Origin of the sequence: Actinoplanes sp. NPDC000266, assembly GCF_042899005.1 — a bacterium.
Taxonomy (GTDB): domain Bacteria; phylum Actinomycetota; class Actinomycetes; order Mycobacteriales; family Micromonosporaceae; genus Actinoplanes.
The window spans coordinates 1-24,908 of the sequence record NZ_JBIAZI010000001.1 but is presented as its reverse complement, the minus strand read 5'-3'; the positions used below and the strand labels follow the sequence as shown (position 1 = coordinate 24,908).

Annotated in this window: 23 protein-coding genes; 4 read left to right on the top strand and 19 right to left on the bottom strand. The window is 71.5% G+C overall.

The features are described 5' to 3' along the window. Positions 1-4: 4 nt before the first annotated feature. Genes ACFY36_RS00115 through ACFY36_RS00085 form a run of 7 tightly spaced genes read right to left on the bottom strand, consistent with a single transcriptional unit; the run spans position 5 to position 9,055 of the window. Positions 5-1,723, bottom strand: a complete 1,719-nt coding sequence (locus tag ACFY36_RS00115; protein ID WP_499743649.1) for an ABC transporter ATP-binding protein — start codon at positions 1,721-1,723, stop codon at positions 5-7. Then, positions 1,720-3,381: an ABC transporter transmembrane domain-containing protein gene (locus ACFY36_RS00110; protein ID WP_499743648.1), complete on the bottom strand. Its 1,662-nt coding sequence runs from the start codon at positions 3,379-3,381 to the stop codon at positions 1,720-1,722. The genes ACFY36_RS00115 and ACFY36_RS00110 overlap by 4 nt, the downstream gene beginning before the upstream one ends. Beyond that, positions 3,378-4,169 carry an ABC transporter ATP-binding protein gene (locus ACFY36_RS00105; RefSeq protein WP_499743647.1) on the bottom strand — a complete coding sequence of 264 codons (792 nt, stop codon included), beginning with the start codon at positions 4,167-4,169 and terminating at the stop codon, positions 3,378-3,380. Before ACFY36_RS00105 ends, ACFY36_RS00110 begins: the two co-directional genes overlap by 4 nt. Beyond that, entirely contained in the window at positions 4,166-5,203 is a 1,038-nt protein-coding gene (locus ACFY36_RS00100; protein ID WP_499744836.1) for a FecCD family ABC transporter permease, read from the bottom strand. The genes ACFY36_RS00105 and ACFY36_RS00100 overlap by 4 nt, the downstream gene beginning before the upstream one ends. 2 nt (positions 5,204-5,205) lie before the next feature. After that, positions 5,206-6,216, bottom strand: coding sequence for a FecCD family ABC transporter permease (locus tag ACFY36_RS00095; protein WP_499743646.1), 1,011 nt, complete (start codon positions 6,214-6,216; stop codon positions 5,206-5,208). Continuing rightward, a complete protein-coding gene (locus tag ACFY36_RS00090; RefSeq protein ID WP_499743645.1) occupies positions 6,213-7,202 on the bottom strand; it encodes an ABC transporter substrate-binding protein in 990 nt (329 codons plus the stop codon). Before ACFY36_RS00090 ends, ACFY36_RS00095 begins: the two co-directional genes overlap by 4 nt. Further along, on the bottom strand, positions 7,199-9,055 hold the full coding sequence (locus ACFY36_RS00085; protein WP_499743644.1) for an SIP domain-containing protein: 1,857 nt from the start codon (positions 9,053-9,055) through the stop codon (positions 7,199-7,201). The genes ACFY36_RS00090 and ACFY36_RS00085 overlap by 4 nt, the downstream gene beginning before the upstream one ends. A gap of 65 nt (positions 9,056-9,120) precedes the next feature. On the opposite strand from ACFY36_RS00085, the gene ACFY36_RS00080 reads away from it, so the two are divergent. After that, positions 9,121-10,713 carry a helix-turn-helix transcriptional regulator gene (locus ACFY36_RS00080; protein WP_499743643.1) on the top strand — a complete coding sequence of 531 codons (1,593 nt, stop codon included), beginning with the start codon at positions 9,121-9,123 and terminating at the stop codon, positions 10,711-10,713. Here ACFY36_RS00080 and ACFY36_RS00075 read toward each other — a convergent pair. The 3 genes from ACFY36_RS00075 to ACFY36_RS00065 all read right to left on the bottom strand — a co-directional run bounded on the left by ACFY36_RS00075 (position 10,650) and on the right by ACFY36_RS00065 (position 12,585). Then, positions 10,650-11,105 (bottom strand): VOC family protein, encoded by a 456-nt coding sequence (locus ACFY36_RS00075; protein WP_499743642.1) that lies wholly within the window; start codon positions 11,103-11,105, stop codon positions 10,650-10,652. The genes ACFY36_RS00080 and ACFY36_RS00075 overlap by 64 nt on opposite strands. Before the next feature lie 98 nt (positions 11,106-11,203). After that, positions 11,204-11,953 (bottom strand): glucose 1-dehydrogenase, encoded by a 750-nt coding sequence (locus ACFY36_RS00070; RefSeq protein WP_499743641.1) that lies wholly within the window; start codon positions 11,951-11,953, stop codon positions 11,204-11,206. Then, positions 11,941-12,585: a TetR/AcrR family transcriptional regulator gene (locus ACFY36_RS00065; RefSeq protein WP_499743640.1), complete on the bottom strand. Its 645-nt coding sequence runs from the start codon at positions 12,583-12,585 to the stop codon at positions 11,941-11,943. The genes ACFY36_RS00070 and ACFY36_RS00065 overlap by 13 nt, the downstream gene beginning before the upstream one ends. Positions 12,586-12,810: 225 nt before the next feature. Here ACFY36_RS00065 and ACFY36_RS00060 point away from each other — a divergent pair, with 225 nt between their 5' ends. Both ACFY36_RS00060 and ACFY36_RS00055 read left to right on the top strand, forming a co-directional pair. After that, complete coding sequence (locus ACFY36_RS00060; RefSeq protein ID WP_499743639.1) at positions 12,811-13,095, top strand: SDR family oxidoreductase; 285 nt, start codon at positions 12,811-12,813, stop codon at positions 13,093-13,095. 188 nt (positions 13,096-13,283) lie between these two features. Next, positions 13,284-14,786 carry a PAS domain-containing protein gene (locus ACFY36_RS00055; protein ID WP_499743638.1) on the top strand — a complete coding sequence of 501 codons (1,503 nt, stop codon included), beginning with the start codon at positions 13,284-13,286 and terminating at the stop codon, positions 14,784-14,786. A gap of 5 nt (positions 14,787-14,791) precedes the next feature. Here the strand turns inward: ACFY36_RS00055 and ACFY36_RS00050 are convergent, their stop codons facing one another. The 9 genes from ACFY36_RS00050 to ACFY36_RS00010 form a co-directional block, all read right to left on the bottom strand. After that, on the bottom strand, positions 14,792-16,363 hold the full coding sequence (locus tag ACFY36_RS00050) for an ATP-binding cassette domain-containing protein (protein WP_499743637.1): 1,572 nt from the start codon (positions 16,361-16,363) through the stop codon (positions 14,792-14,794). Continuing rightward, positions 16,344-17,330, bottom strand: a complete 987-nt coding sequence (locus ACFY36_RS00045) for an ABC transporter substrate-binding protein (RefSeq protein ID WP_499743636.1) — start codon at positions 17,328-17,330, stop codon at positions 16,344-16,346. Before ACFY36_RS00045 ends, ACFY36_RS00050 begins: the two co-directional genes overlap by 20 nt. After that, a complete protein-coding gene (locus ACFY36_RS00040; protein WP_499743635.1) occupies positions 17,327-20,101 on the bottom strand; it encodes an ATP-binding protein in 2,775 nt (924 codons plus the stop codon). Before ACFY36_RS00040 ends, ACFY36_RS00045 begins: the two co-directional genes overlap by 4 nt. Before the next feature lie 177 nt (positions 20,102-20,278). After that, the gene (gene rraA, locus ACFY36_RS00035) at positions 20,279-20,596 is read right to left on the bottom strand and encodes a ribonuclease E activity regulator RraA (RefSeq protein WP_499743634.1); all 318 of its coding nucleotides are present in this window, start codon (positions 20,594-20,596) and stop codon (positions 20,279-20,281) included. A gap of 33 nt (positions 20,597-20,629) precedes the next feature. Continuing rightward, complete coding sequence (locus tag ACFY36_RS00030; RefSeq protein ID WP_499743633.1) at positions 20,630-20,767, bottom strand: hypothetical protein; 138 nt, start codon at positions 20,765-20,767, stop codon at positions 20,630-20,632. 76 nt (positions 20,768-20,843) lie between these two features. After that, the gene (locus ACFY36_RS00025) at positions 20,844-21,536 is read right to left on the bottom strand and encodes a class I SAM-dependent methyltransferase (protein ID WP_499743632.1); all 693 of its coding nucleotides are present in this window, start codon (positions 21,534-21,536) and stop codon (positions 20,844-20,846) included. Next, positions 21,533-22,297 carry an ABC transporter ATP-binding protein gene (locus tag ACFY36_RS00020; RefSeq protein ID WP_499743631.1) on the bottom strand — a complete coding sequence of 255 codons (765 nt, stop codon included), beginning with the start codon at positions 22,295-22,297 and terminating at the stop codon, positions 21,533-21,535. Before ACFY36_RS00020 ends, ACFY36_RS00025 begins: the two co-directional genes overlap by 4 nt. Continuing rightward, on the bottom strand, positions 22,294-23,256 hold the full coding sequence (locus tag ACFY36_RS00015) for an ABC transporter substrate-binding protein (protein ID WP_499743630.1): 963 nt from the start codon (positions 23,254-23,256) through the stop codon (positions 22,294-22,296). Before ACFY36_RS00015 ends, ACFY36_RS00020 begins: the two co-directional genes overlap by 4 nt. A gap of 2 nt (positions 23,257-23,258) precedes the next feature. Further along, on the bottom strand, positions 23,259-24,326 hold the full coding sequence (locus ACFY36_RS00010) for a FecCD family ABC transporter permease (protein ID WP_499743629.1): 1,068 nt from the start codon (positions 24,324-24,326) through the stop codon (positions 23,259-23,261). A 337-nt stretch (positions 24,327-24,663) separates the two neighbouring features. Between ACFY36_RS00010 and ACFY36_RS00005 the strand changes: the two genes are divergently transcribed. Then, the coding region (locus ACFY36_RS00005; RefSeq protein WP_499743628.1) for an energy-coupling factor ABC transporter permease at positions 24,664-24,908 on the top strand (245 nt) is incomplete at its 3' end.

Here is a 24,908-nt window from a genome sequence, read left to right as displayed (position 1 = left end):
CGAGTCAGGTTACTCGAGCCCACGCCTGCCACAGGCGTGCGTAGACGCCCTGAGCCGCGACGAGTTCGTCGTGTGTGCCCTCCTCGGTGATCCGGCCGTGCTCCATGACCACGATCCGGTCGCAGGCGGCGGCCTGTGACAGGCGATGGGCGATCACCAGGCCGGTCCGGCCGGCCAGGACGGCCTCGGAGGCGCGGTCGAGCAGGCCGGCGTGTGTGGAACCGGCCTCGGCGGTGGCCTCGTCGAGGATGGCCAGGTCGGGGTCGGCCAGCAGCAGGCGGGTCAGCGCGAGCTGTTGCGCCTGGGCGTCGGTGAGCGGAAGGCCACCGGTGCCGACCTCTGTGTCGAGGCCGTCCGGTGACAGGTCGAGCAGGCCGGCCGATCCGGTGGCCTCCAGCGCTTCCCGTATTTCGCGGTCGGTGGCGTCCGGCGCGGCGAGCGTGAGGTTCTCCCGCAGGGAGCCGGCGAACACGTGCACCTCCTGGGTGATGATCGCCGTGCGCTCCGGCCGTTCCACGGTCCCGGCATCGGGTGGGTGGATGCCGGCGATCACGGTGGCCAGCGTGGTCTTGCCCGCCCCGGAGGCGCCGACCACGGCGACGCGCCGGCCGGGTCCGATGTCGAGGGTGACGTCGTCGAGCACGGGCGGGCCTTCGTCGTAGCCGAACGCGACGTCGCGGAGCCGGACGGAGCTGCCCGCGCCGGGCGCCGGGCCCGGTCTGTCCGCCGCGTCGTCCTCGATCGTGACGACGCCGATCATGCGGCTCAGCGAGGCGAGGGCGGACTGGAGGGTGTCGATGACGAACAGCAGTTGGTTCACGGGTCCGAGCAGGCGCAGCACGAGCAGCATGGCGGTGGTGGCGGCGCCGACGGTGGAGGTTCCGCGGTCGATCAGGACGAACCCGACGACGAGCACGGTGGCCAGGCTCAGGCACTCGCCGATGTTGAGGCGGGCGTTGAGCCGGCTCTGCACGGCCCGGGCGCGCAGCGACTGCACCGCGACGGCCCAGGAGGCGGTCATCACGGTGCGGTGGCGTTGCCCGGCGAGCCCGAAGCCGAGCACTGTCGCGTAGCCGCGCTGGGACTCGAGGATCTGCTGCGCGCGGGCGCTCATCGCCGCCCGCTCGGCGCGGTACACCCGCGGGCCGGTCCGCAGATACCACCGCATGGCCAGCACATAGACCGGCAGTACGACCGCGAACGCGACGGCGTAGGGCCATTCCAGCGCCGCGAGCCCGCCCAGTGACACAACGATGGTGAACACGGTGACGGTGACCACCGGGATCACCGCCGGAGCGGCGTCGGCGACGGCTGTCACGTCGTCGCTCGACCGTGAGATCAGGTCCCCGGTCCCGGCGCGCTCCACCTGATGCTGCGGGAGCCGCAGGGCGCGGGCGACCAGCTGTTCGCGGAGCGCGGCGAGGATGGCGTGGTAGGCGCGGGTGGCCAGGACGATCGTGGCCGCGGTGCCGGCGGCGCCGAGCACGGCCGAGGCCGCCATCGTCGTGGCGAGGGTCAGCACGGTGCCGAGGCCGGCCGTGCCCGCCCGGACCCGGTCGACGAGGAAGCCGATCGCGACCGGCCCGATCAGGTCGACGGCGGTGCTGACGATCCCCAGAGCCGCGACGGCGGCGAGCCGGAGCCGATGCCCACGGCTGAGCCGCCACACCTCCCGGGCCGTCTCGCGACCACCCGCGACCGGCAGGGAATGCGTCCCGGTCATGGTGTCACCGGCTCGTGGAGGAGGTCGACGACGCGGTCGCAGGCGGCGAGCAGCGCCGGGGCCGAGGCGATCAGCAACGTCGAGCGGCCCGCCCGGACATCGCGGAGCCGGCTCGCGATCGCGTGCTCGGTGACCGGGTCGACGGCGGTCGTCGGGTCGTGCAGCACGAGCACCGGCGCGTCGCCGGCGAGGGCGCGGGCGAGCGCGACGCGCTGCCGCTGGCCGCCGGAGAGGCGGTTGCCGCCCTCGCCGGCCGGGACGTCGAGGTCGGCGGCGAAGTCGTCGCACGCCGCGGCCCGCACCGCGGCGTCCACCCGCTCGGGCGCGGCCCCGGTCACGGCGATGTTGTCGCGGAGCGTGCCGCTGAACAGCGTGGCGCGGTGCGGCGCGACGGTGACCCGGGAGCGGAACTCGGCCGGTGACAGTTCCCGCGCCGCGATCCCGTCGAGCCGCGCCTCGACGCCGCCCTCGGCCCGCGGGTCCAGCAGCGCCTCGACGACGCGGGCGGCGGTCCGGTCGTCGGCGCGCACCCCCACGAGCTCGCCGGGTTCCACCCGGACCGTCAGGCCGGCCACGACCACGTCCAGCGCCGGAATCGCGGCGACCTCCCGCGGGGGCGGTTCGCCGGGTCCGGGCGCGGAGGCCGCGTTGTCCCGGAGTACGTCGAGGACGCGTGCGGCTGAGGCTCGGGAGTTGGCGAAGTTGGGAATGGACGTACTCGCCATCGCTTGGATCTGCGGCAGCAGCGCCTGGGTGAGGCCGACGGCGGTGATCAGTCCGCCGATGCTCAGCCGTCCTTGCACGGCGAACCAGCCGGCCAGCCCCATCACCGCCGCGACGAACGTGCCGCTGACCACGCCCGAGCCCATGAGGAAGCGGCCCAGCAGGCCCGCGTTGCGCTGGGCGCTGACAAGTGTCAGCCGGCTGGCCCGCCGGTACCGTTCGGTCGCCTCGGCCTCGGCCCGTACGCCTTTGACGACCCGATATCCGGCGACCAGGTCGGTGGCCCGCCCGACGGTCGAGGCCAGCAGCGCCTGGTACTCGCGGGTGCCCCGGGAGAGCCGCCCGCTGAGCAGGCCCATCAACCAGACCGCGACCGGCGCCCCGCACAGCACCACGAGCGCGAGCAGCCAGTGCGTCGCCAGCAGCGAGGCCGCGATGAATCCGATGGCCGTGACCCTCGAGATCGGGATGATCGCCAGGATCACCGCGTTCGACAGGCGCGCGACGTCGTTCGTCATCACCGAGACCACGCCGCCGTCCGGCGCGTGGGCGGCGCCGCCGGCCGGATGGAGCACGCCGGTCGAGAGGGTGCCGCGGAGCCGGTACTGCAGCAGCTGCACCGCATGAGCGGTCAGCCGCAGCGAAAGCCCGGCCGCCGCCGTCAGCGCGACGTACAGGGCGATCAGCACACCGAGCCACAACCCCAGCTGTCGTACGTCACCGGTCGCCAGCGCCCGGTCGATGGCGAGCCCCATCACGACCGGGACGGCCGACTCGCCGACCTGCCACACGATCGCCAGCAGCATCGCGGGAACGGTGACCCGTGGCAGCGAGAAGACGGCGCGGGCCACGAACCGGCCCGGACGGTCGCCCGGCCCGGCCTCGAACGGCCGGGCGCCGGGCGGCTCGGCGGGAGCCCGATCGGCGCGCGTCAACGGCGGCGGTCCCGGCCCAGCGGCACCACCTGCGGAGTGCCGGCCACCGGATCGGGCACGACCAGGCAGCGCAGGCCGAACACCTTCTCGACCAGTTCGGCCGTGACGACCTGCTCGGGGGTGCCCTCGGCGACGACCTGGCCGTCCTTCATGGCGATCAGATGCGAGCCGTAGCGGGCGGCGTGATTCAGGTCGTGCAGCACGGCGACCAGCGTGTGCCCGGCATGGTGCAGGTCGGTGAACAGCTCCATCAGCTCGATCTGATGGGTGATGTCGAGGAAGGTGGTCGGCTCGTCCAGCAGCAGGATGTCGGTGTGCTGGGCGAGCGCCATGGCCACCCACACCCGCTGCCGCTGGCCGCCCGACAGCTCGTCCACCGGGCGGGCGGACAGGTCGGTGACCGCGGTCTGGTCCATGGCCCGGGCCACGGCCCGCTCGTCGGCCTCGGTCCACTGCCGCATGAACCCCTGATGCGGATATCGGCCCCGGGCCACCAGTTCGGCCACGGTGATGCCGTCCGGGGCGATCGAGGTCTGCGGCAGCAGCCCGACCCGCCGTGCCACCTCCTTGGTCTTGAAGGAGTTGATGTCGGCGCCGTCGAGGACGACCTGCCCGGCCGACGGCTTCAACAGCCGCGACAGGCCGCGCAGCAGGGTGGACTTGCCACACGCGTTCGGGCCCACGATCACCGTGAACGACTCGTCGGGAATGGACACCGACAAGTGCTCCGAGATGACGCGCTTGTCGTATCCGATCGTCGCCGACTTCACGTGGAGTCGAGTGTTCACAGGCGTCTCCGTGCTTCGATGAACAGCAGCCAGCCGAGGTAACCGCCGCCGAGCATGACGGTGATGATGCCGACCGGCAGGGGTGTCGGTGCGACGTGCTGGGCGATGTAGTCCGCCGCCAGGCAGAGCAGCGCGCCGGCGAAGGCGGCGGGGGCGAGGGTGATCCCGGCCGTGCGGGCCAGCCGGCGGGCGATCTGCGGGGCGACCAGGGAGATGAAGGCGATCGGCCCCGACGCGGCGGTGACCGTCGCGGTCAGCGCCACCCCCACCACGATCAGCGCGAGACGGGTCGGCGACACCCGCACCCCTTGGGCGGCGGCCGCGTCGTCGCCCAGTTCCATCTGCCGCATCGGCCGGCTCAGGATCGCCGCCAGCAGCAGGAGCACGGCGATGCAGGCGCCGCCGATGACGACCTGGTTCCACGAGACGCCGTTGAGCGATCCGGCGCCCCACGCGGCGGCGGCCATCGCCTGTATCAGTTCGGCCTGGAGGATCAGCCAGGTGTTGAGCGAGCCGAGCATCGCCGAGACGCCGATGCCGACGATGATCAGCTGGAATCCCTTGACCCCCCGCCGGTAGGCGAGCAGATAGACGGCGACGGCGGTGGCCATGCCGCCCAGCAACGCCCCGCCGACGGTCTGCGCGTAGGAGCCGTTGAGGACCAGGATCACGATCAGCGCGCCGGTGTAGGAGCCCTGGGAGAACCCGATGACGCCGGGGTCGGCGAGCGGGTTGCGCAGCATCGACTGGAAGACCGCCCCGCTCACCCCCAGCGCGGCGCCGAACACCAGCGCGGCCGCGACGCGGGGCAGTCGCCACTCGACCACGATGTCGTGGACCAGCCCGGTCTCGCCGCCGGTCAGTGCGGAGAGCACCTGCCCGGGACCGAGCTGGTACGAGCCGGTCATCAGCGCGAGCACCGCCATGCCCGCGACCGCCAGCGCGAGCACGGCACAGACGACGACAGAGCGCCACTCGAGCCGTACGGCAACTCGCCGGCGCCGCAGCACCACCACCCGCCGCCCGAAGTCCACGCTCAAAGCCCGCTCGCCTTCTTCCGCCGCGCCAGCACGATGAGGACGGGGGCGCCGACGAAGGCGGTGACGATGCCCACCGGGATCTCGCCGGGCCGCATGAGGACGCGGCCGAGGATGTCGGAGGCCAGCAGCAGGCTCGGGGCGAGCAGCACGCTGTAGGCGAAGATCCAGCGCTGGTGCGGGCCGGCGATCCAGCGCGCGATGTGCGGGACCATGAGCCCGACGAAGGCGATAGGGCCGGCGATCGCGGTGGCGCCACCGGCGAGCAGGGTGAGTGCGATCACCGAGAGCACGCGGGTCCGCACCAGCCGGACTCCCTGGGCGACCGCGACCTCGTCACCCAGCGCCATGGCGTTGAGCGAACCCGACACCGCGAAGGCCAGGACGATGGCCACCGCGAAGAACGGCAGGATCGGCCACACCACGTCCAGCGGGCGGCCCACGATCGAGCCGGCGTTCCAGGACCGCATCGCGTCGAAGGCGTCCGGGTTGGTCAGTTGCAGCGCCTCCCGGGCGCCGCCGAGCACCGCGCCGACGCAGACCCCGGCCAGCACCATGACCACCGGCGACTGACCCTGCCGGGTCGAACCGAGGGCGAGCACCATGAGCGTGACGATCAGCGCCCCGCCGAAGGCGAACCACATGTAGCCCTGGACGTCGCGGACGCCGAGCAGGCCCACGGCGACCGTCACCGCGAAGGACGCGCCGGCGTGGACGCCGAGAACGCCCGGGTCGGCCAGGGGGTTGCGGGTGAGCGCCTGGATCAGCGCGCCCGACAGGCCGAGCGCGACGCCGGCGACCAGGCCCACGATCGTGCGCGGCAGCCGGAAGTCGCGGATCGCGAACTGGCCGATGTCGGCCGACGAGTGGAACAGCGAGTCCCACACCACTGACGGCGCGATCGCCGTCGACCCGATCATCACGCTCAGCACCAGCAGGACAGCCAGCACCAGCAGAGCGACGATCGGGCCGATCAGGCGGCGACGCGAGCCGAGGGCGAGGGTCGTCACTGCTTGGCGGGGAGTTTCGCCAGTGCGCTGTCGAGCGAGTCCAGGTACTTCAGGACGGGCCCGTACGAGTTGTTTCCGGGACAGAAGACTCCGAGCGCACGACCGGAGGTAACGGCCGGCAGCGCTTTCCAGGTGTTGGTCTCGACCACCGGAGCGAAGGGCTTCGTCGCCCGGCCCTCGGCGTCGACCGGATAGGTGATCACGTCGTACTTGGAAAGCCCCGAAATCTGCTCGAAGGGCAGGGAGGTCCAGCCCAGGGGGTCCTCGCCGGCGGCCGCCTTGGGGAAGTCCATACCGAGGTCGCCCTGGGCGATCTCGACGCAACCGAAGTCCGCGACGGAGAAGGTTCCGGGATCGGAGCTCTCCCAACGGTCGACGTTGACGAACGAAGTGCTTTCGATGACTTCGCCGTACGTCTCCTTGATCTTGGCGATCTTCTTGTCGAACTCCGCCTTCTGCCCGCCGAGCCCGTCGGTGACGTTGCCGGCCTCCGCGAGTCCGGCGGCGAGGGCCTTCCACTCGACGTCGAGCCCCCAGAAGACCGTCGGGGCGACCGATTCCAGTTGCTTCTTGATCTGCTCGAACTCCTTGTCGGGCAGCTGGGCCAGGATCAGGTCCGGCTTCAGGCCGGCGAGCTTCTCCATGTCGACCTGGTCACCGCTGGAGCCGAGGACCGTGGCCGCCTCGTACGTGGCCTTCTGTTCGCCGGGGATGAGACCGAGCTCGGAGGCGCTCACCTCGGTTACGCCCACCGGCTTGCCACCCATGTCGATCAGCGGAAGCGTCGTGTTGCCGATCGTGACGACCCGCTGCGGGGCGGCGGGAACCTCGACCGGGCCGTTGCCGGCCGTGACGGTGCGCTTCTCATTCGTGGTGGTGCTGGGCTCAGGGCTGTCGTTGCTGCCGCAGGCGGAAAGGACGATGGCGGCACTCAGCAGGGCGGCGGTCAGGGCCGCGCCGCGTCGTCGCAAGGGTGTCATGGTCATGGCTCTGTTCTTCTCTTCGTCGTAGGTACGAGTTCGTGGACGGTGGTGCCCCAGCCGACGGTGTGCGTGGCGTGGCGTGTCAGCCCGGCCCGCGCGATGACGGCGTCGAGCTCGGCCGCGGTCCGCAGGCCGGAGCCGTGCACGGTGAGGCCGAGCAGGTCCGCCTCGCCGTCGTGCTCGTCGAGGTCGTCGGTGTCGAAGAGGTCTTCGACCAGCAGGACCCGGCCGCCGGGGAGGAGGTTCTCGGCCGCTCGGCGCAGGGCGTGAGCGGCGTCGGCGTCGGGCAGGTTCTTGAAGGCGCGGATGACGAACACGACCTCGGCCGCGGGGCTGGGCTCGAAGACGGACTGTTCGGCCACGCCGACCCGCGCGCGCTGCTGCTCGTCGGGGATGGTGTCGGGCAGGTCGCGGCGCAGCCAGTCGGCTTGGGCGGGCAACGCGCAGATCGTCACGCGCAGGTCGGGGTGGGCGGCGACGAACTCGCGGGCCTGCGCGCCCGCGCCGCCGGAGTGGAGCACCATGTGCCGGACCCCGGCGAGCAGGCCGGACCGGGCGATCGGCTCGGCCAGCGTTGCCTGGAACAGCGCCAGGCGTTCCAGATAGCGGTCCTCGTAGTCCTGTTCGGCGCGCACCTCGGCGAAGGTCTGCCCGGTGACCGAGGCGTACGAGGCCCGGCCGGTGCGGATCGACTCGGTGAGCCCGTGGATGCCGAGCATCTCGCGTCCGGTCACCCCGGCCGGGTGGAGCGAGTTGGCCACGAACTCGACGGTCAGGACCTCACCGACCGTCGTCAGACCGTAGTGGTTCGGCTCGGTCTCGGTCAGCACGTCCAGGGTGTGCAGGTAGCGCAGCAGCTTGCCCAGCGCGCGCTCGTCGGTGCCGGTCTTGACGGCCAGGTCGGCGACGCCGGTGACGCCTCGGGAGATCAGCTCGGGCACACCGAGCTCGACGGAGGTGCGCAGCGCGATCGGGGCGATCAGCTCGGCCAGGTCGTGCAGCTTCTCGAACGGGGTTCTCGTCTTCTCGGGGTCCGGCACCGCGGCGTCGTCCTCCAGGGCGACGACCTCGCCGCGCCGCCAGTACCCGGCGAAGTCGATGTCCTCCTTCGGCATGCCCCGGTCCTCGACGAGATGGCGCCGGATGTCCCGTACGGTCGCCTGCTCCCCGGCGATCCAGGCGAACGGCCGGCCGTCCCACCAGGCGCAGTTCCTGACCGCGTCCACGAGGCCGCCGTCGCGGACGAGCCAGGTCACCTCGACGCCCGGCAGCTCACGCAGCTTCTGGCGGTACTCGTCTCCCGCGATCTCGATGAACACCTGGGCCCTGGTGTCCTCGGGCAGCTCTTCGAGCAGGCGGGCGATCGCGGGGATGGTGGTGTCGTCACCGGCGACCAGCAGCCAGTCCGCGTCGTGCGGCAGCGCCCGGGACGAGCCCGGGCCGAAGAAGTGGATGCGATCCCCCACCTGGGCGCGGAACGCCCAGGTGGTGCCCACGCCGATGCCGTGCCGGACGACGTCGATGTCCAGCTCCCCCGCTTCGGGGTCCCAGCGGCGCACGGTGTAGATCCTCGACAGCGGCCGGGGGTCCCGCGGCAGGTCGAGGCCCGTCTCCTTCTGCACCGGCAGCACCGGCTCGGCCTGACCGGGATAGGGGAACACGAGCCGGATGTCGTCGTCGAAGCCCGTCGAGTCGAACGCCGGCTGAGCGAAGCCGTTGGCCGAGGTGAACTCAGCCAGCTGCGGACCGGCCAGCGTGATCCGCCGCATCCCCGGAGTCAGGTCCGCCACCTGGACGATCTCGACCTCTCGCAAGGTCAGGGGATGCACGGTGATCCGGCGTGAGGTCTTCGGCATGGACCTAACGTTAGGATAGGCTTACCTCTTACGGTGTGCGCAGATCGCCATATAGTTAGGGCAGGGTGGCAGTGGATCCAGCACCGCCGATTCCCCGGGTGCGGTCGAGCGGCTCGTGGGACCAGCCCGAGCATCTCCTGCTCTGGGTCCGTACGGGCTCGGCGCGCGTCCAGATGGGCGACAGCCCGGAGTTCCGGCTCGCCGAAGGCGAGGGCGTCTGGATCCCGGCCCGCGGCGGCGACCAATGGACGGTCGTCACCGAACCCGGGACGGTCGTCTTCCCGTTGCTGACCCATCCGGGCATCGCGGCCGGGGCCCTGTCGGAGCCGAGGCGGTTCACGATTCCCGACGGCTGGCAGGACTGGCTGATCCAGCACTTCAACCTCATGGTCACACCGCTGGCCGGCCACGGATACTCTCAGGACGCGCTCGGCGACCTGCTCCGCGGCTCCGGCCGGCGACCGCCCGCGCTGAGCGGGGACACCCGGATGCGCGAGGTCGACCCGCCGGTCATGCCAAGATCCGGCGCGGCCCGGGAAGTGGCCGGCGAGATGCTGCGAAATCCCGCGCTCGACCTCACCGTCGCCGAATGGGCGACACGGGTGCTGTCCAGCCCGCGCACCCTGCTCCGCGACTTCCGGGCCGACACCGGGCTGAGCTTCGAACAGTGGCGGGTGCGCTGCCGATTGAACGCGGCGGTCGAATTCCTGGTCTCCGGATACGAGGTCGACCAGGTCGCCGCGCGGGTCGGCTTCGCCAGCCGCAACGGATTCACCCGAGCGTTCAAGCAGCAGTACGGGCTGACCCCGCACGAGTTCAGCCGTGACTTCGCCGCCCGGCCCGTCGCGAGCGGGGCGACACAGGCCGACGACCTGATCCGCATGATGCGCGCGAAGGACACCACGGCCGCGCCCGACCTGCTGCCCGCGGTCCGCACGCCGTCACACACGAACAACGTCCACGTGCTCATCTGGACGTATCGCGGCAGCGGATATCTGGACATCGGCGGTCGCCGCTACGACCAGGAACGTGGCGTCGCGACCTGGATCCCCGCGGGCACGGAACACACCCTTGGTGTCCACGAGAACTCGATCTCGCTCCCGCTCGGGAACGCCGGCACCGGGGACCTCCAGCTGACCGAACCGTTGCAGGCCCCGTTCTCGCCGGCCTGGGACGCGTACCTGATGTTCTGCTCGATCAGCGCCCGCACTCCCGTGCGCCCGGACGACTACGACCCCAGCCACGTCCTCGACCTGTTCGCCGATCAGGTCGCCGCGCAGCGAGCGCTGTCGGTGCCGATGCCGACCGACGCCCGGGCCCGGGAGGCGGCCGTCGACTACCTGCGCAGCATCGGCACGTCCGGCCGGTCAGGGCTCGACGTGCCCAGCGACATCCACCGGGCCTTCCACGAGCAGACCGGCATGAGCTTCTCCCGCTGGCGTTACGCGGCCCGCATGCGCATAGCCCGCGACCTGCTCGCCGCCGGCGCCAAGCCCAGCGCCGTGGCCCGCCGCGTCGGCTACGCGCACCTGCCGACGTTCAGTTCCGCCTTCACCCGCTTCCACGGCCTCTCACCCCGCGACTACGTAACACGTCAGGACGCCTTGGCCACCGGCCCGGGAGCGGCGTGCTCACCGCGGAGCAGGCCGGTGCTCTGACCGACCTCGATCAGGTAGCCGTCCGGGTCGCGCAGATAGCACCGGAGCTCGGCCCCGCGATCGACCGGCGGCGTCAGGAACGTGGCGCCCCGGGCCGTCCAGTCCCGGTAGCAGGCGGCGATGTCGGCCACCCGCAGGTTGAGGAAGATCGAGGTGGTCTCCCCCGGCTCGTAGTCGACGACCGAGATGCCAGGCTTGTCGACCGTGGGCGGCCCACCCGGGTTCATGATGATCCACGAGTTGGACAGCCGGACGATGCAGGGATTCTCCTGAACGGCGACCGTGCCGCCGAGCACGCGCGTGTAGAAGTCGCGCGACCGCGCCACGTCCCGCACGGTGATGAACAGGGTCACGAGGATGCCCTCGGCGGGCGCGGGTACGGCTTCGGTCACGGGAGTGCTCCAGATCCAGCGGACGTCATCGCTGTCAGACCACGGGACCGGAGCGTCCGTGACAACCGCGTCGTTCAGTGCTGCGCCGGCCGCCTGATTCAGTCGGCGGTCTGGCCGCCGTCGATCAGGTGCTCGGCGCCGGTGATGTAGGAGGACTCGTCGGAGGCGAGGAAGGCGACCAGGCGGGAGACCTCACGCGGATCGGCCAGCCGGCGCAGCGGGACGTCGGCGGCGACGGCGCTGATCTCCTCGGAGGTGAGGGTGCCGGCGAGCATCGGGGTGAGCACACCGCCGGGGTGCACCGAGTTGACGCGGATGCCGCGCGGCCCGTACTGGACGGCGGCGGCCTTGGTGAGACCACGTACGGCGAACTTCGCCGCCGTGTAGGCCGGGTTGGGCACGTTGATCTGGTGGACGAAGCCGGCTACGGACGAGATGTTGACGATCGAGCCGCCACCGGCGGCGAGCATGCCGGGAATGACGGCACGCATGCCGTAGAAGACGCCGTGCTGGTCGATGGCGATGGTCTTGAGGTAGTCGCCGGGGGTCATGTCCGCGACACCGGCCGCCGGTCCGGCGTACCCCGCGTTGTTGACGAGCACGGTGACCGGCCCGAAGGCGCTGGTGGTGGCCTCGACGACCGAAGACCAGGCGTCCGGGTCGGTGACGTCGTGGCGCAGGAAGAGGGCGTTGTCGCCGAGCTCGCCGGCCAGCGCCCGGCCTTGCTCCTCCAGGATGTCGGTGAGGGCGACCTTGGCCCCTTCCTCGATGAACAGGCGGGCGTGCTCGACGCCCATGCCGCTGGCGGCGCCCGTGATGACGGCGACCTTGCCGGTCAGCTTTCCCATGGTGTGCTCCTCGTTGCGGGGTCGGTGGTGAACCAGGGCGGAAGGACCTCGGCGAGCCGGAGCCCCAGCCGCTCGGCGCTGCACCGGCCGGGATCGCGCAGCCACCAGGCGATGACGCCGACCGACCCCGCGGCCACGAACCGCGCGGTGGTCTCGATGTCGGTGCCCGGCGGCAGGCCGGGCAGGCGGCGCAGCGTGTCGAGCGTGCGTTCGGTGAACGCGTCCTCGATCGCCGCGTAGAACGCGTTGCGGCCCTCACCGAGCAGCGGCCGGTAGATGTCGCCGCGGGCGCCGATGAACTCGACGACCTCGACCAGCGACCGCCGGCTGGTCTCGCGGGCCGGCTCAGTGTGGTCGCGGCGGGCGGCCGCGTCCAGGGACGCGACGGCCAGGAAGACATCGGTCAGCGCTTCGACGGCGAGGTCCTCGACCCCGGCGAAGTGGGCGTAGAAGGATCCCCGGTTCACCCGGGCCCGGGCGGCGATCGCCGACACCGACAGCTCGGCCCCGGGTTCCTCGACGGCTTCCCGCATGGCGGTGACGAGGCGGCTCCGGGTGCGCACCGAGCGGGGGTCGCGGTTCGTCGCGCGCTCGGCCCGCCGGACGTCCGGCTCGTGCCCTTCGGTGGTCATGTCTCGACCGTACATCTAAACGACAGTGTTTGTTAGACCTGTTCAGGAGGCTTATCTCCGACGTAGCGTCAGAGTCATGAACACAGGAGACTTCTCAACCAAGACAGCGGTCGTCACGGGCGCCGGTTCGGGCATCGGCCGCGAGGCGGCGCTGCAGATCGCGGCGCGCGGCGGCAAGGTAGTCGCGCCTCCGGAACCGCCTACACCGTCTCCAAGCACGGCATCGTGGGACTCACGCTGTCCACCGCGATCATGTACCGCGAGGCCGGCATCCGGGTGAACGCGATCGCCCCCGGAGCCACCCGCACCAACATGGTCGGCGACCCCGAGGCCATCCTCAGCGCACCGCCGACCACCGGGCTCACGGCGGTGGCGAGCTACCAGCGCAACATGGGCGGCCTGGCCGAGGCCGACACGGTCGCCGCCGCCATCACTTTCCTGGCCTCGGACGCCGCCAGCACCATCACCGGCGTCGTCCTGCCCGTCGACGGCGGCTGGAGCGCCGTCTGACGATCATCAGGGTTTCGAGATCGAAGATCTCGTCGAGGGCGTGGGACAGGACGTCGGGCCAGCGGTTCTTTGGATAAGAAGCTGCAGGTTGGCCGGTGCGTGACCGATCTGCTCGGGTGCTGGGTTGGCAACACTGCTGCGAGCGGGAGGACATCGACTTGTCGGATCAGACGGCTACCACGAGGGACATGGACGAGCTCCTGGCCGATCTCAGGAGCCAGGTCGAGGCGTACGGGCGCGGGTCGGCCACGGCCGAGTACAGCCCGGACGGCCTCGTGCTGCGGGCCAACGACGCCTTCGCCGAGCTGGTGGGTCTCGAGCCGGCCGCGGTCGTGGGCGCCGACCACCGCTCGTTCGTCTCCCCGGAGATGGCCGCGTCGGCCGAGTACGTCTCGCTGTGGGAGCGGCTGGCGTCCGGCCGTGACCTCACCGGTGAGTTCCGGCTGCTCTGGCCGGCCGGCCGCGACCGGTGGATCCGCTCCAGCTGGGTGCCCGTGAAGAACGCCGCCGGCCAGGTCGTCAAGGTGATCGAGCACGCTCTCGACGTCACCGTGGGCAAGCGGGCCGCGGCCGACGCGCAGGGCAAGATCCAGGCGATCTCGCGGTCGCAGGCGGTCATCGAGTTCGGCCTCGACGGCCACATCCTGGACGCCAACCAGAACTTCCTCGACCTGGTCGGATATTCGCGGGACGAGGTCGTCGGGCGGCATCACCGGATGTTCGTCTCCGCGGCGGAGGCGCAGTCACAGGCGTACCAGGAATTCTGGCGGCAGCTGGTCGCCGGCGAGTTCGTCTCCGGCGAATTCTGCCGGATCGGCCAGGGCGGGCGCGAAGTGTGGCTGCAGGCCGTCTACAACCCGATCCTGGACGTCGACGGCAAGCCCTGGAAGGTGGTCAAGTTCGCGGTCGACGTGACCGCCTCGAAGCTGGCCAACGCCGAGTTCGAGGGCAAGGTCGCCGCGATCAACCGGTCCCAGGCGGTGATCGAGTTCGACCTGGACGGCCACGTCCTCAGCGCCAACGAGAACTTCCTCGCCGCGGTCGGCTATGAGCCGTCCGAGGTGATCGGCCGGCACCACCGCATGTTCGTGTCGGACGAGACGGCGGACTCGGCCGAGTACGCGGACTTCTGGCGGCGGCTGCGGAACGGCGAGTTCGTCTCCGGGGAGTTCCACCGCTACGGCAAGGGCGGACGGGACCTCTGGCTCCAGGCGACGTACAACCCGATCTTCGGCCTCGACGGCAAGCCGTGGAAGGTGGTCAAGTTCGCCAGCGACGTCACGGCCGAGAAACTGCGCAGCGTCGAGCTGGCCGGGCGGCTGGCGGCGATCGACCGCTCGCAGGCGGTGATCGAGTTCGACCTGGACGGCCGGATCCTCACCGCGAACGACAATTTCCTGAACACCATCGGCTACACGCTGGAGGAGATCGCCGGCCGGCACCACAGCATGTTCTGCACCCCGGAGTACGCCGCCTCCGACGAGAACCGGGAGTTCTGGGCGCGGCTGCGGGGCGGCGAGTTCAGCTCCGGCCGTTTCCACCGGCACGGCAAGGACGGCCGGGACGTCTGGATCCAGTCCAGCTACAACCCGATCCTGGACCTGGCCGGGCGGCCGGTGAAGGTGATCAAGTACGCCTACGACGTCACCGGGCAGGTTCTGCTCGAGCGGCGGCTGAGCGTGCCGGCGTAGCCGGCTCAGAGGTCGGCCTGGAGGCGGTCGTACAGGGCGCGGTAGTCGGCCCGGGCCATCAGGGCCCGTTGGTCGCGCGGGCGCCCGTACGGCACCTCCACGTCGGTGCGGACACCGCCGTCGGCGAGGGTGATGACCCGGTCGGCCAGGACCAGGGCTTCGGCGAGGTCGTGGGTCACGAAAAGGACGGTTTTGCGGTACGCCTCGCCGTCCCAGATCTCGAGCAGCATGTCGCGCAGGGACGAGCGCGTCAGGGCGTCCAGCGCGGCGAACGGCTCGTCCATCAGCAGCAGCTCGGGGTCGGAGGCCAGGGTCCGGGCCAGCGCCACCCGCTGGCGCATGCCCTGCGAGAGCTGGGACGGATATTTCTCCTCGGCTCCGGACAGCCGTACCAGGTCGAGCATCTGCAGGGCGCGCTCCCGCCGGGCCGGGGGCGCGCTCCCCTGCAGTTCCAGGCCCAGCTCCACGTTGCGGCGCGCGGTGCGCCAGGGCAGGAGCGCGTCCCGCGCGAACATGTAGCCGACGTCCGTACGCCCGGCCCGCGGCGGGCGGCCGAACACGGTGACCTCTCCCGACGAGACCGGTACGAGTCCCGAGACGACGTTGAGCAGCGTCGACTTACCGATGCCGCTGGCGCCGACGATGGCGATGAACTGCCCGCCGGGGATGTCCATGGAGAGGTCGTCCAGCACAGGCCCCTCACCCGGGAACCGCACCGAGACCGAGCGGATCCGGATCGGCTGCGGGCCCGTGCGCGCTTTCGCGGGGGCGGCGCTTGCTTTGCTCGTACGGCTGTGGGCCCGGCCCGGACGGCGATCGGGACGCTGCCATCGGAGCGATGCGGCCTCGAGTGCTCCGGCGAGCAGGGTGAGCAGCGAGGTGAAGGCCGCGAGGATGATCAGGAGCGCGTAGACCGGGGCCATCGACAGCGTCGCCGAGTACGTCGTGATCAGCTGGCCCACGCCCGCCTTGGACGCGATGATCTCCGAGCCGACCACGCCGAGCAGCGCGAAGACGATGCCGAGCCGCAGGGCGGTGAAGATGGCCGGTACGGCGACGGGAACGTACAGCTTGCGGAAGAGCTGGAACCGGGACGCGCCCAGCGCGGTGCACATCCTCAGGTGGTCCTCGTCGGCGCTGAGCACGCCGATGCGCGCGTTCATCAGGAACACGAAGACGGCGATGCTGAACCCGAGAGCGATCTTGGAACCCTGCCCGATGCCCAGCGCGACGAGGAACACCGGGGCGAGGGCGATGCGGGGCATGCTGTTGACCGCGTTGAGGTACGGCGCCAGCACAGCCCAGGTCCGCGGCAGCATCCCGAGCAGGATCCCGGCCGGGACGCCGACCACGGCCGACAGGGCGAGCGCCGCGAGGGCCGCGCTCGTGGTCGACCACAGGTTCGGCCACAGGACTCCTGAGCTGTGCAGGTCCAGCCCGGAGGACCAGACGGCGTACGGGCTCGGCAGCAGGACGCGACTCGTGACGCCGAGCTGGTGGAGGAGCTGCCACAGCCCCACCACGATGAACGGCACCGCGAGGCGCCACCACCAGATGTCACGCCGTCGCGCAGCCATCGACCACATACTCCGAGAAGTCAGGTGACGTACCGCCGGAGGCGAATTTCGCCTGATGATTCCAGTTCTGCTCGTCGAGCGGCGGAATGTCCACCACCGGTGACCGGTACTTCTCCCACAGGGTCCTCGCCTGGCCGGTGTCCGATCCCAGGCCGAGCCAGGCGAAGGCCCGCGGCCCCGCGCCCGGCTCCCGCTCGAGCGCCGTGAAGCCCTGGTTGAGCGCGTGGCAGAACTTCCTCACCGTCTCGGGATGGTCGTCGGCCCAGTCGCAGTTGGCGACGGCGACCGACTGCCAGAACGCGCCCAGCGGCGTGTCCGGGCCGGCGAGATCGACCAGCTTGTCGAAGGCGGTGCCGGTGGCCGCGAGGTTCGTCTCGAGCAGCGAGTACGACATCGCCACCTCCACCTTCCCGGAGGCGAAGGCGGCGGCGGCGGCCGCGCCACCACCGATGGCCACCCACGTGACGTCGGTGTCCGGGTTCAGCCCGGCGTCGGCCAGCAACGACCGGAGCACGAGCTCCTGAGCGGCGCCGCGAACGGGGACGCCGACCGTCCGGCCGCGCAGCTGGGTGAGGACGCCGGGGAAGGGCCGGGTGGCGTCGAGGTGGAGGCCGGGCTGCGCGATCACCCCGTAGCCCGCGCCCTGCGTCGGGCGGAGCACCCGGGCGCAGGCCCCGTTGCGGATGGCGCCGTAGAGCTGCGCCGGGCCGAGGCTGGCCACGTCGAAATCCCCGCCCACCAGTCCCTGCAGGATCACCGTCCCGGACGTGGCCCAGGTCGGCGAGAACGTGAGCCCCTCCTGGGCGTAGAAGCCCTCCACCTCGGCCGCCGCGTATCCGGTCGCGCCCTGGTCGCGGACGCCTCCGAAGGAGACGGCGCCGCTCTCGCCGGAACCGCCACATCCGGCGATCCAGGGCAGGGTGGTGGCCAGCAGGACAAGCAGAACGGCCGGGACTCGAGTCTTCACACCGCCGGTCCCCGGCTCGGCAACGCGTCCTTGAGCCCCTGCCGAGAGGTGATCCCCAGCTTGACGAACACCTTGCGCAGGTGCCATTCCACCGTGCGCGCGCTGATGTAGAGCTCGCTCGCGATCTCGGGATTGGTGCGCCCGTCCCGGGCGAGACGCGCGATGTGCAACTCCTGAGCCGTCAACGCCGCACGGGGGTCGGCCTGGCCGCGACGTACGTGCTCCCCGGTCTGGAGAAGCTCCCGCCGTGCCCGCTCGGCGAAACCGTCGGCCGACATCGCCACGAACATGTCGTGCGCCGTCCGCAGGTGCTCCCGGGCCTCGTCGCGCCGGTTCTCGCGGTGCAGCCACTCGCCGTACAGCAGCTCCGCCCGGGCCAGCTCGCCGCGCACCCCGGCCCGGCCCAGCTCGTCGATGGCCTCCCGGAAGAGACCGTCCGCCACGTCGCCGTCGCTGACCATGGCCTGCGACCGTGCCGCGATGCCCCGGCCCCAGCCGTGCTCACCGGGGTTCGCGGTGGACTCGAACTCGGCCCAGGCCGCGACGGCCACGTCCCGCTGTCCGCAGCGGACCGCCGCCTCGATGCGCTCGGGCAGCATCCAGGTGGACATGAGCAGCCCGGGCGCCTTCGGGTCGGCGGGATGAGCGGCGGCCATCGCCTCCGCGTATCGGCCCAGGCCGTTGTTCAGGATCGCGGTGCACCACCGCGCGTGGTCCACGCCCAGCCCTTCGCCCCGGCTGATCGAGTCTTCCGTGCTGGCCGCGATGAGCGCGGACGCCTCCTTCAGCTGTCCCCGATATCCGGCGAGCAGCATGGCCCCGTACGGCGCGATCCTGGTGCCGGTCGCCTCCTTGACCGCGTCGTGCTCGGCGGTCAGCCGGGCCGCCGCCTCGAGGTCGCCGCGCCACGTGGCGACCATGGCCATCCCGTTCAGCGGACTGGGCAGCACGGCGAGCGCGCCCAGCTCACGGGCCAGCGCGACCTGCCGGCTGTGCACCGCGTCGCAACTCTCCAGATCCCACAACGCCGCGGCCGCGGTCGCGGCCGAGCCCGCGAAGTGGAGCCAGTTCTCGTCGGGAAGGTCGCCGGCGAGCAGGGCGCCGAGCGCCTCGCGGAGCATCGGCTCGGCCGCCACCCGCCCGTCGGTGACCAGGACGTACAGCCCTTCCGACATACGGCCGAACGGGCGGAGCGGAACATCCGGCTGAGGACCGGACCGCGCCGCCTGGGACACCTCGAGCAGGTCGCCACCGGGCTTGGCGAGATGGCCGGCGAACATCGCGGCGGCCCAGGCGTCGGAATAGGTGCGGCGGGAGAGCGCGGTGTCCAGCGGTTCCAGGAGCCGGGCCGCCTCGAGCAGCTGCAGCGGCGCGTCGCCGCCGGCGTCGGACGCCGACGCCACCTGCCCGCGCAGCAGCGTGACGCGCGCCCCGGCCAGATCGTCGGTCACCTCGGACTCGGCCGCCGCCAGCAGAGCCCGCGCCGTGTCGAACGCGCCGGCCCGCAGATGTGACCGGACGGCCGCCAGCCGGCGCTCGAACCGCACGGCGGGCTCGGGGGTCAGATCGGCCGAGCGGTCCAGCAACGCGGCGGCCGCCGCGAATCCGCCCCGGGCCTGGGCCCGGTCCGCGCTCCGTTCGAGCTCGGCCGCGACGTCCTCGTCGGGGCCGGCGCTGGCCTGGGCCAGGTGCCAGGCCCGGCGGTCCGGGTCGGTCGTGGCGTCGGTGGCCCGGGCAAGCGCGGCATGCGCGGCCCGGCGCTCGTCGACCGACGCCGACCGGTGCACGGCCGACCGGACCAGGGGATGACGGAACCGCACCTGGGCGCCGATCTCGAACAGCCCGTCGGTCACCTCGGGCCAGGCCGCCTCGAACCCGATGCCGAGACCGGCCGCGGCACGCCAGACGGCCGAGACGTCCCCGGCGCCGTCGCAGGCGGCCAGCAGCATGAGCCGCTGCGTGGCCTCGGGCAGCGAGCGCAGGCGTACGGCGTAATGGCTCTCCACGTCCGCCGCGGCCCCGCCGGCGGCCGGCGGCCCGAACCCGGCGGCGAGCTCGGCCGGGCTCATGCCGCGAGGCAGCTCCAGAAGGGCGAGCGGGTTGCCGCCGGTCTCGTCGACAAGGCGCTCGCAGATGCCCGGGTCGAGCCGGCCCGGCACGACGGTGGCCAGCAGAGCCCGGGCGTCCTCACCGTGGATGCCGCCCAGGGTCATCGCGGGCAGGCCGCTCAGCCCGCCCGCGCTCGCCCCGGCGTCGTGGTCACGGACGGCGAACACCATGACCACCGACTCGGCGGCCAGCCGGCGGGCGACGAAACCGAGGATGTCGCTGGAGGCCCGGTCCAGCCACTGCACATCGTCGATCAGGCACATCAGAGGCTTGGCCCCGGCCACCTCGGCGAGCAGGCTGAGGGTGGCGAGACCGACGAGAAAGCGATCGGGCGCGGCCCCGCCGGTGATCCCGAACGCGACGCGGAGCGCCGCCTGCTGAGGCTCCGGAAGAGCATCGAGGCGACCGAGCATGGGCACACAGAGCTGATGCAGGCCGGCGTACGCCAACTCGGCCTCGGACTCGACGCCGGCGATCCGGGCGATCTGGAAAACCGGGGTGGCCCGCTGAGCCGCGTACGACAGAAGAGCGGTCTTCCCGACACCGGCCTCACCGCGAATGACCAGAGCGGCACTACGACCGGCCCGCACACTCTCGCGGAGCCGGTCCAGCTCGCGGAGCTCGTTGTCGCGGCCGTGCAGCCGTACGGAGTCCCCGAGCACCCGGCCAGCATAAAGGCTGTTGTGGTCTTGCCCCGAGTTCACATCTGTGACGTGCGCGGGTTGCCCCGGGCCGGTGCCCTTCCGCAGGGCCCAGCCCTACCCGGCGACTCGGCTCGTGTATCCATGCACGCCGGCGTTCCCGTGCCGGTTCGACATCGAGCACACCTTCAGCATGCTCTAGGAGCCCAATAGCGCCACGATGCCGTCCTCGTCGGCGACGACCCTGGCGCCCGGTGAGAACCGGCAACCGCCGAACTCGACCGGGACGTCACGCTCGCCCGCGCCGGTCTTCGTGCTCTTGCGCGGGTTGGATCCAAGCGCCTTCACGCCCAGCGGCAGGGACCTCAGCTCGGCGACGTCGCGCACGGCGCCGTGGATGATGACGCCGGACCAGCCGTTGGTCACGGCCAGGCCGGCGATCACGTCGCCCATCAGCGCCCGGTGCACCGAGCCGCCGCCGTCGACCACCAGCACCCGGCCCTCCCCCGACGGCAATCGCCACTCCCATCACCACGGTGGCATCCTGCCCTACATACTGCGCCGGCCGGGCAGAGCGGCCGGCTCCGGCGCGACCGCGGCCACCGGCGCGTCGTCACGCCGGGCGAGCAGGCCGGAGATCGTCACCGCGAGCGTGCGGGACACCAGGTCGGTGAAGTCGGTCCGCATCGCGGCGACCGCCGGGCCAGCGACCCGGCACGATGGCGGCTTGAAGTCCCCCCGCCGATGGCAGCGACGGCCCTGGTCAGCGACGAGGTGTGCGGCCGGTGATGAGGAACTGCAACTGGAGCTCGTGGTTCTCGGCCACGCCGTGGCGCTGGTCGAGCTCGTAGATCGTGGCGAGCGGGGCGACTGTGACGTCCTCCAGGCCGGCCCGGGTCAGGACCGCGGCCGTGTCGTCGATCGAGCGTGACGCGGCGAGGGGCAGGACGGCCCGTACGGACTCGTCGTAGAAGCCGGCGAAGGTCTCGGAAGACTTGTCGAGGCCGTCGGGGAACCACGTGCTGTCGACCACCGCGACCGTGCCGCCCGGGCGCAGCAGGCGGATCCAGTTGGCCACGGCCGATTCCGGTGACCGGAGCGTCCACATGACGTAGCGGCCGACGACGGCGTCGAAGAAGGCGGGGGCGAACGGCGGGTCGACGGCGTCTCCGCGGCGGAAGTCGACGGGGCCGCCGTGCTTGCGGGCCTCGTCGAGCATGCCCTCGGAGAGGTCGATGCCGGTGACCCGGTGGCCGAGCCCGGCCAGGACGCGGGCGACCTGGCCGCTGCCGGTGCCCACGTCGAGCACGTCGCCGCTGTCGAAGGGCAGCGCGCCCGACCACACGGCCGACCAGGCCGCCGTGTCGGCCGCGAGCCGCGACGGGCGCTGCTGGTATTCGTCGTACGCCGGCGCCCGGCCGGTCCAGTACTCGTTGATGCGGTCCTGCGCGGTCATACGCGAGCTCCCAGTTCGAACAGCAAATGCAGGTTTCCGTCCAGGTCGAGGCGTTTGATGCCGATGCCGTAGACGGGTTCGAGGATCGCCGGGTCCAGCACCTCGCCGGCCGGGCCGGCCGCGACCACGCCGCCGTCGCCGAGCAGGACCAGGTCGTCGCAGTAGCGGGCGGCCAGGTTCAGGTCGTGCAGCACCACGATCGAGCAGGTGCCCAGCTCGCGGACCAGGTGCAGGATCTCGTGCTGGTAGCGGATGTCGAGGTGGTTGGTCGGCTCGTCCAGCAGCAGGTGCGTGGCCTGCTGGGCCAGCGCCCGGGCGATCAGCACCCGCTGCCGTTCACCCCCGGACAGACCGCCGAAGGCCCGCGCGGCCAGGTGGGTGGCGCCGACCCGTTCCAGCGCCCGGGCCGCCACCTCGTGGTCGGCGGCGCCGGCGCGCTGGAACGTCGACAGGTGCGGGCCGCGGCCCAGCAGCACCATCTCGGCCACGGTCAGCGCGGTCTCCCCGCCCGATTCCTGCACGACCACGGCCAGCCGCCGGGCCGCCTCGCGCGGCGAGAGCGACCCGAGCGCGGCGCCGTCGACGGTCACCGAGCCGGCCGGGCTGCGCAAGGCGCCGTACAGCAGACGAAGCAGTGTGGTTTTGCCGCTGCCGTTCGGGCCGATCAGCCCGAGGACACGCCCGGGCCGGGCGACCACGTCGACGCCGTCGATGACCGGGGTGGCGCCGTACCGCCACGACACACCGGAGGCCGAGATCATTTGAAGCGCTGCACGATCTTCTCGAGGCCGTCGACCGACAGCGGCGACGGCGGCTCGGTGAAGTTGAACAGCTGCGTCATCACGTTGCCGCCCCGCACCGCTTTCAGATCGGAAGCGCCCGGCAGCCCGGTGATCGCCTTTTCCACCGCGGCCGGGTCGCCGTCGCTGTAGAGCAGGATCAGCACCTCCGGGTTGCGGCCCAGCAATTCTTCGAGGGTGACCTCGAAGACGCGCTCCTTCGAGTCGCCGAACACGTTCTTGAAGCCGGCCGCCTCCAGCTGCGGATGGGCCATGCTGGTGCTGCCGTACGCGTATGTCACGCCACCGCCGACGGTCGGGTAGAGCACCGCGGCCGTACGACCGGCGCCTGTGCCTTTGATATTGGCGAAGCGCTCCTTGAGGGCCGTGACGGCGGTGGCCGCCTGCTCCTGACGATCGAAGACTTCGCCGTACGTCTCCAGCTGCTTGTAGATGTCGTCGAAGGTGGGCACCGCGGTGGTGCCCTCGCACATGGCCGGCTCTTCCAGCAGTGGAATGTCCACCGCGGACAGGGTGTCACGGGAGAGGTTGTCGACCTGCCCGAAGACCAGGTCGGGCTGCTGGCTGATCACGACCTCCTTGCTGATCTGGAGGTGACCGGAGGTGTCGGTCTTGTCGGTCAGCAGCGGGATCTTGTCCAGCTCGGCCAGGGTCTCGGCGTCGTAGTACTCCTTCGGGTACTGCCCGGCGCGGGCGGTGACCCGGTCCAGCACGCCCAGGTCGTGCAGGTAGGGCACCGCCGCGCTCTTGAGCAGCACCGTGCGCTCCGGCGCCTTGTCGAACTTCACATCGGCGCCGCAGTTCTTGACCGTGAGCGGATAGTTGCCCCCGCTCGCGGCCTCCTTGTCGTCGGCGGCGGCGGCGCCACACCCCGTCAACGCGAGGGTGGTGATGACGAGCGTGGCGGCGAGTTTCTTCATGGTCAGACTCCAGTGGCGTGCAGGCGGCGGATGAGGATCAACAGGAACGGGGCGCCGAGCAGGGCGGTGATGATGCCGATCGGGATCTCCTGCGGGGCGAGCAGGACGCGGGCGACCACGTCGGCCCAGACCAGCAGGATCGCGCCGAGCAGCGCGGCCACCGGCACCACCCGGGTGTGCGTCGCGCCCACGATCCGGCGGGCGAGGTGCGGCACGACCAGGCCGACGAAGCCGATGCTGCCGGAGGCGGAGACCAGCACCCCGACGCAGAGCGAGACGATGACCAGCAGCCGCAAGCGGAACCGGTCGGGCGAGATACCGAGCGTGTGCGCGGTCTCGTCACCGACGGCGAGGGCGTCGAGCCGGCGGCCCCCGACGGTCAGATAGGCGATGGTGCCGCCGATGACGATCGCGGCCACCGCCAGCAGCGCGTCCCAGCGGGCCAGGCCCAGGGAGCCGAGCAGCCAGAACATCACCGAGCGGGAACCCTCGGCCGAACCGGACGCGAAGATCAGGAAGCTGGTCAGGGCGTAGAGCGCATAGCCGACGGCGACGCCCGACAGCAGCAGGCGCATCGAGGTGATCCGGCCGCCGCTGCGGGCGATCAGGAAGACGAGCAGCGATGCCGCCAGCGCGCCCAGGAAGGCGCTGGCCGACAGGGCGTACTGGCCGAAGCCCGCACCGACCCCGAAGAGGATGGCCGCCGCGGCGCCGCTGGAGGCGCCCGAGTTGATGCCCAGCAGGTAGGGGTCGGCGAGCACGTTGCGCACCATCGCCTGCAGCGCGACGCCGCAGACGGCGAGGCCCGCGCCGACCAGCATCCCGAGCAGGACGCGGGGAAGCCGCACCTGCCAGACGATGGCCTCCTGCGGCGGCGTCCAGCTCACCTCGGAGGGCAGTCCGAACATCTTGTGGCCCAGGATCTGGGCGACGGTCGCCGGGCCGATCGCGATCGCGCCGGTGCCGACCGCGATCACCCCCGTAGCTATCAGCCCGGCGACCAGGCCCACCACCCACAAGGCCGTGCGGCGCCGCTGGGCCACGAACACCTCCGCCACAGCGGTCGACACCCTGACCTCCAAGTCTTGGTTGTTGCCAACAATGTGCAGCAATCCAAGAAGATGATCAACAGCGGACAGATGAACAGATAGCCCCGTCACACACGAAAGGCGCCCCGGGCAGAGCGTGGATCATCGCGGCCCCGGGACGCCTTCTCGCATTCGCAGCCAGCGGAACGAAGTCGACAGCATCGCCACGCCTGAGCGGGAGGGTCACGGCCAAGTGTCACCCGCCTTGTGCCCATGATGCAGTAGTTGCAAAGTTATGGCAAGAAGCCTCCTGACGTGACCCGGCACATCCACCGGCGGCCGTGCGCCGAACCACCTCCATATGCCCGGGGAGGCGTCGATGGAAGTAGTGGCGATGCACATCGCCAACGGGATCATCAGCGGTCCCGTTTCGGCGATTTTCGTAGTGATCTCAGTGGCGGCCCTGGCCGCCTGTGTCTCCAAGGCCCGCGCCGACCTGGACGACCGCCTGGCCCCCATGGCCGGCCTTGTCGCGGCGTTCATCTTCGCGGTGCAGATGCTGAACTTCCAGGTCCTGCCCGGCGTCTCCGGCCACCTGCTCGGCGGCACCCTCGCCGTCATCCT

Bases quoted from the DNA above. Each gene is read 5' to 3' on its own strand.
- ACFY36_RS00065 (WP_499743640.1), bottom strand. From the start codon at position 12,585: ATGACCACCGAAGGGCACGAGCCGGACGTCCGGCGGGCCGAGCGCGCG.
- ACFY36_RS00090 (WP_499743645.1), bottom strand. From the start codon at position 7,202: ATGACCATGACACCCTTGCGACGACGCGGCGCGGCCCTGACCGCCGCC.
- ACFY36_RS00015 (WP_499743630.1), bottom strand. From the start codon at position 23,256: ATGAAGAAACTCGCCGCCACGCTCGTCATCACCACCCTCGCGTTGACG.
- ACFY36_RS00025 (WP_499743632.1), bottom strand. From the start codon at position 21,536: ATGACCGCGCAGGACCGCATCAACGAGTACTGGACCGGCCGGGCGCCG.
- ACFY36_RS00050 (WP_499743637.1), bottom strand. From the start codon at position 16,363: ATGGCTGCGCGACGGCGTGACATCTGGTGGTGGCGCCTCGCGGTGCCG.
- ACFY36_RS00115 (WP_499743649.1), bottom strand. From the start codon at position 1,723: ATGACCGGGACGCATTCCCTGCCGGTCGCGGGTGGTCGCGAGACGGCC.
- ACFY36_RS00070 (WP_499743641.1), bottom strand. From the start codon at position 11,953: ATGGGAAAGCTGACCGGCAAGGTCGCCGTCATCACGGGCGCCGCCAGC.
- ACFY36_RS00020 (WP_499743631.1), bottom strand. From the start codon at position 22,297: ATGATCTCGGCCTCCGGTGTGTCGTGGCGGTACGGCGCCACCCCGGTC.
- ACFY36_RS00055 (WP_499743638.1), top strand. From the start codon at position 13,284: ATGGACGAGCTCCTGGCCGATCTCAGGAGCCAGGTCGAGGCGTACGGG.
- ACFY36_RS00030 (WP_499743633.1), bottom strand. From the start codon at position 20,767: ATGCGGACCGACTTCACCGACCTGGTGTCCCGCACGCTCGCGGTGACG.
- ACFY36_RS00085 (WP_499743644.1), bottom strand. From the start codon at position 9,055: ATGCCGAAGACCTCACGCCGGATCACCGTGCATCCCCTGACCTTGCGA.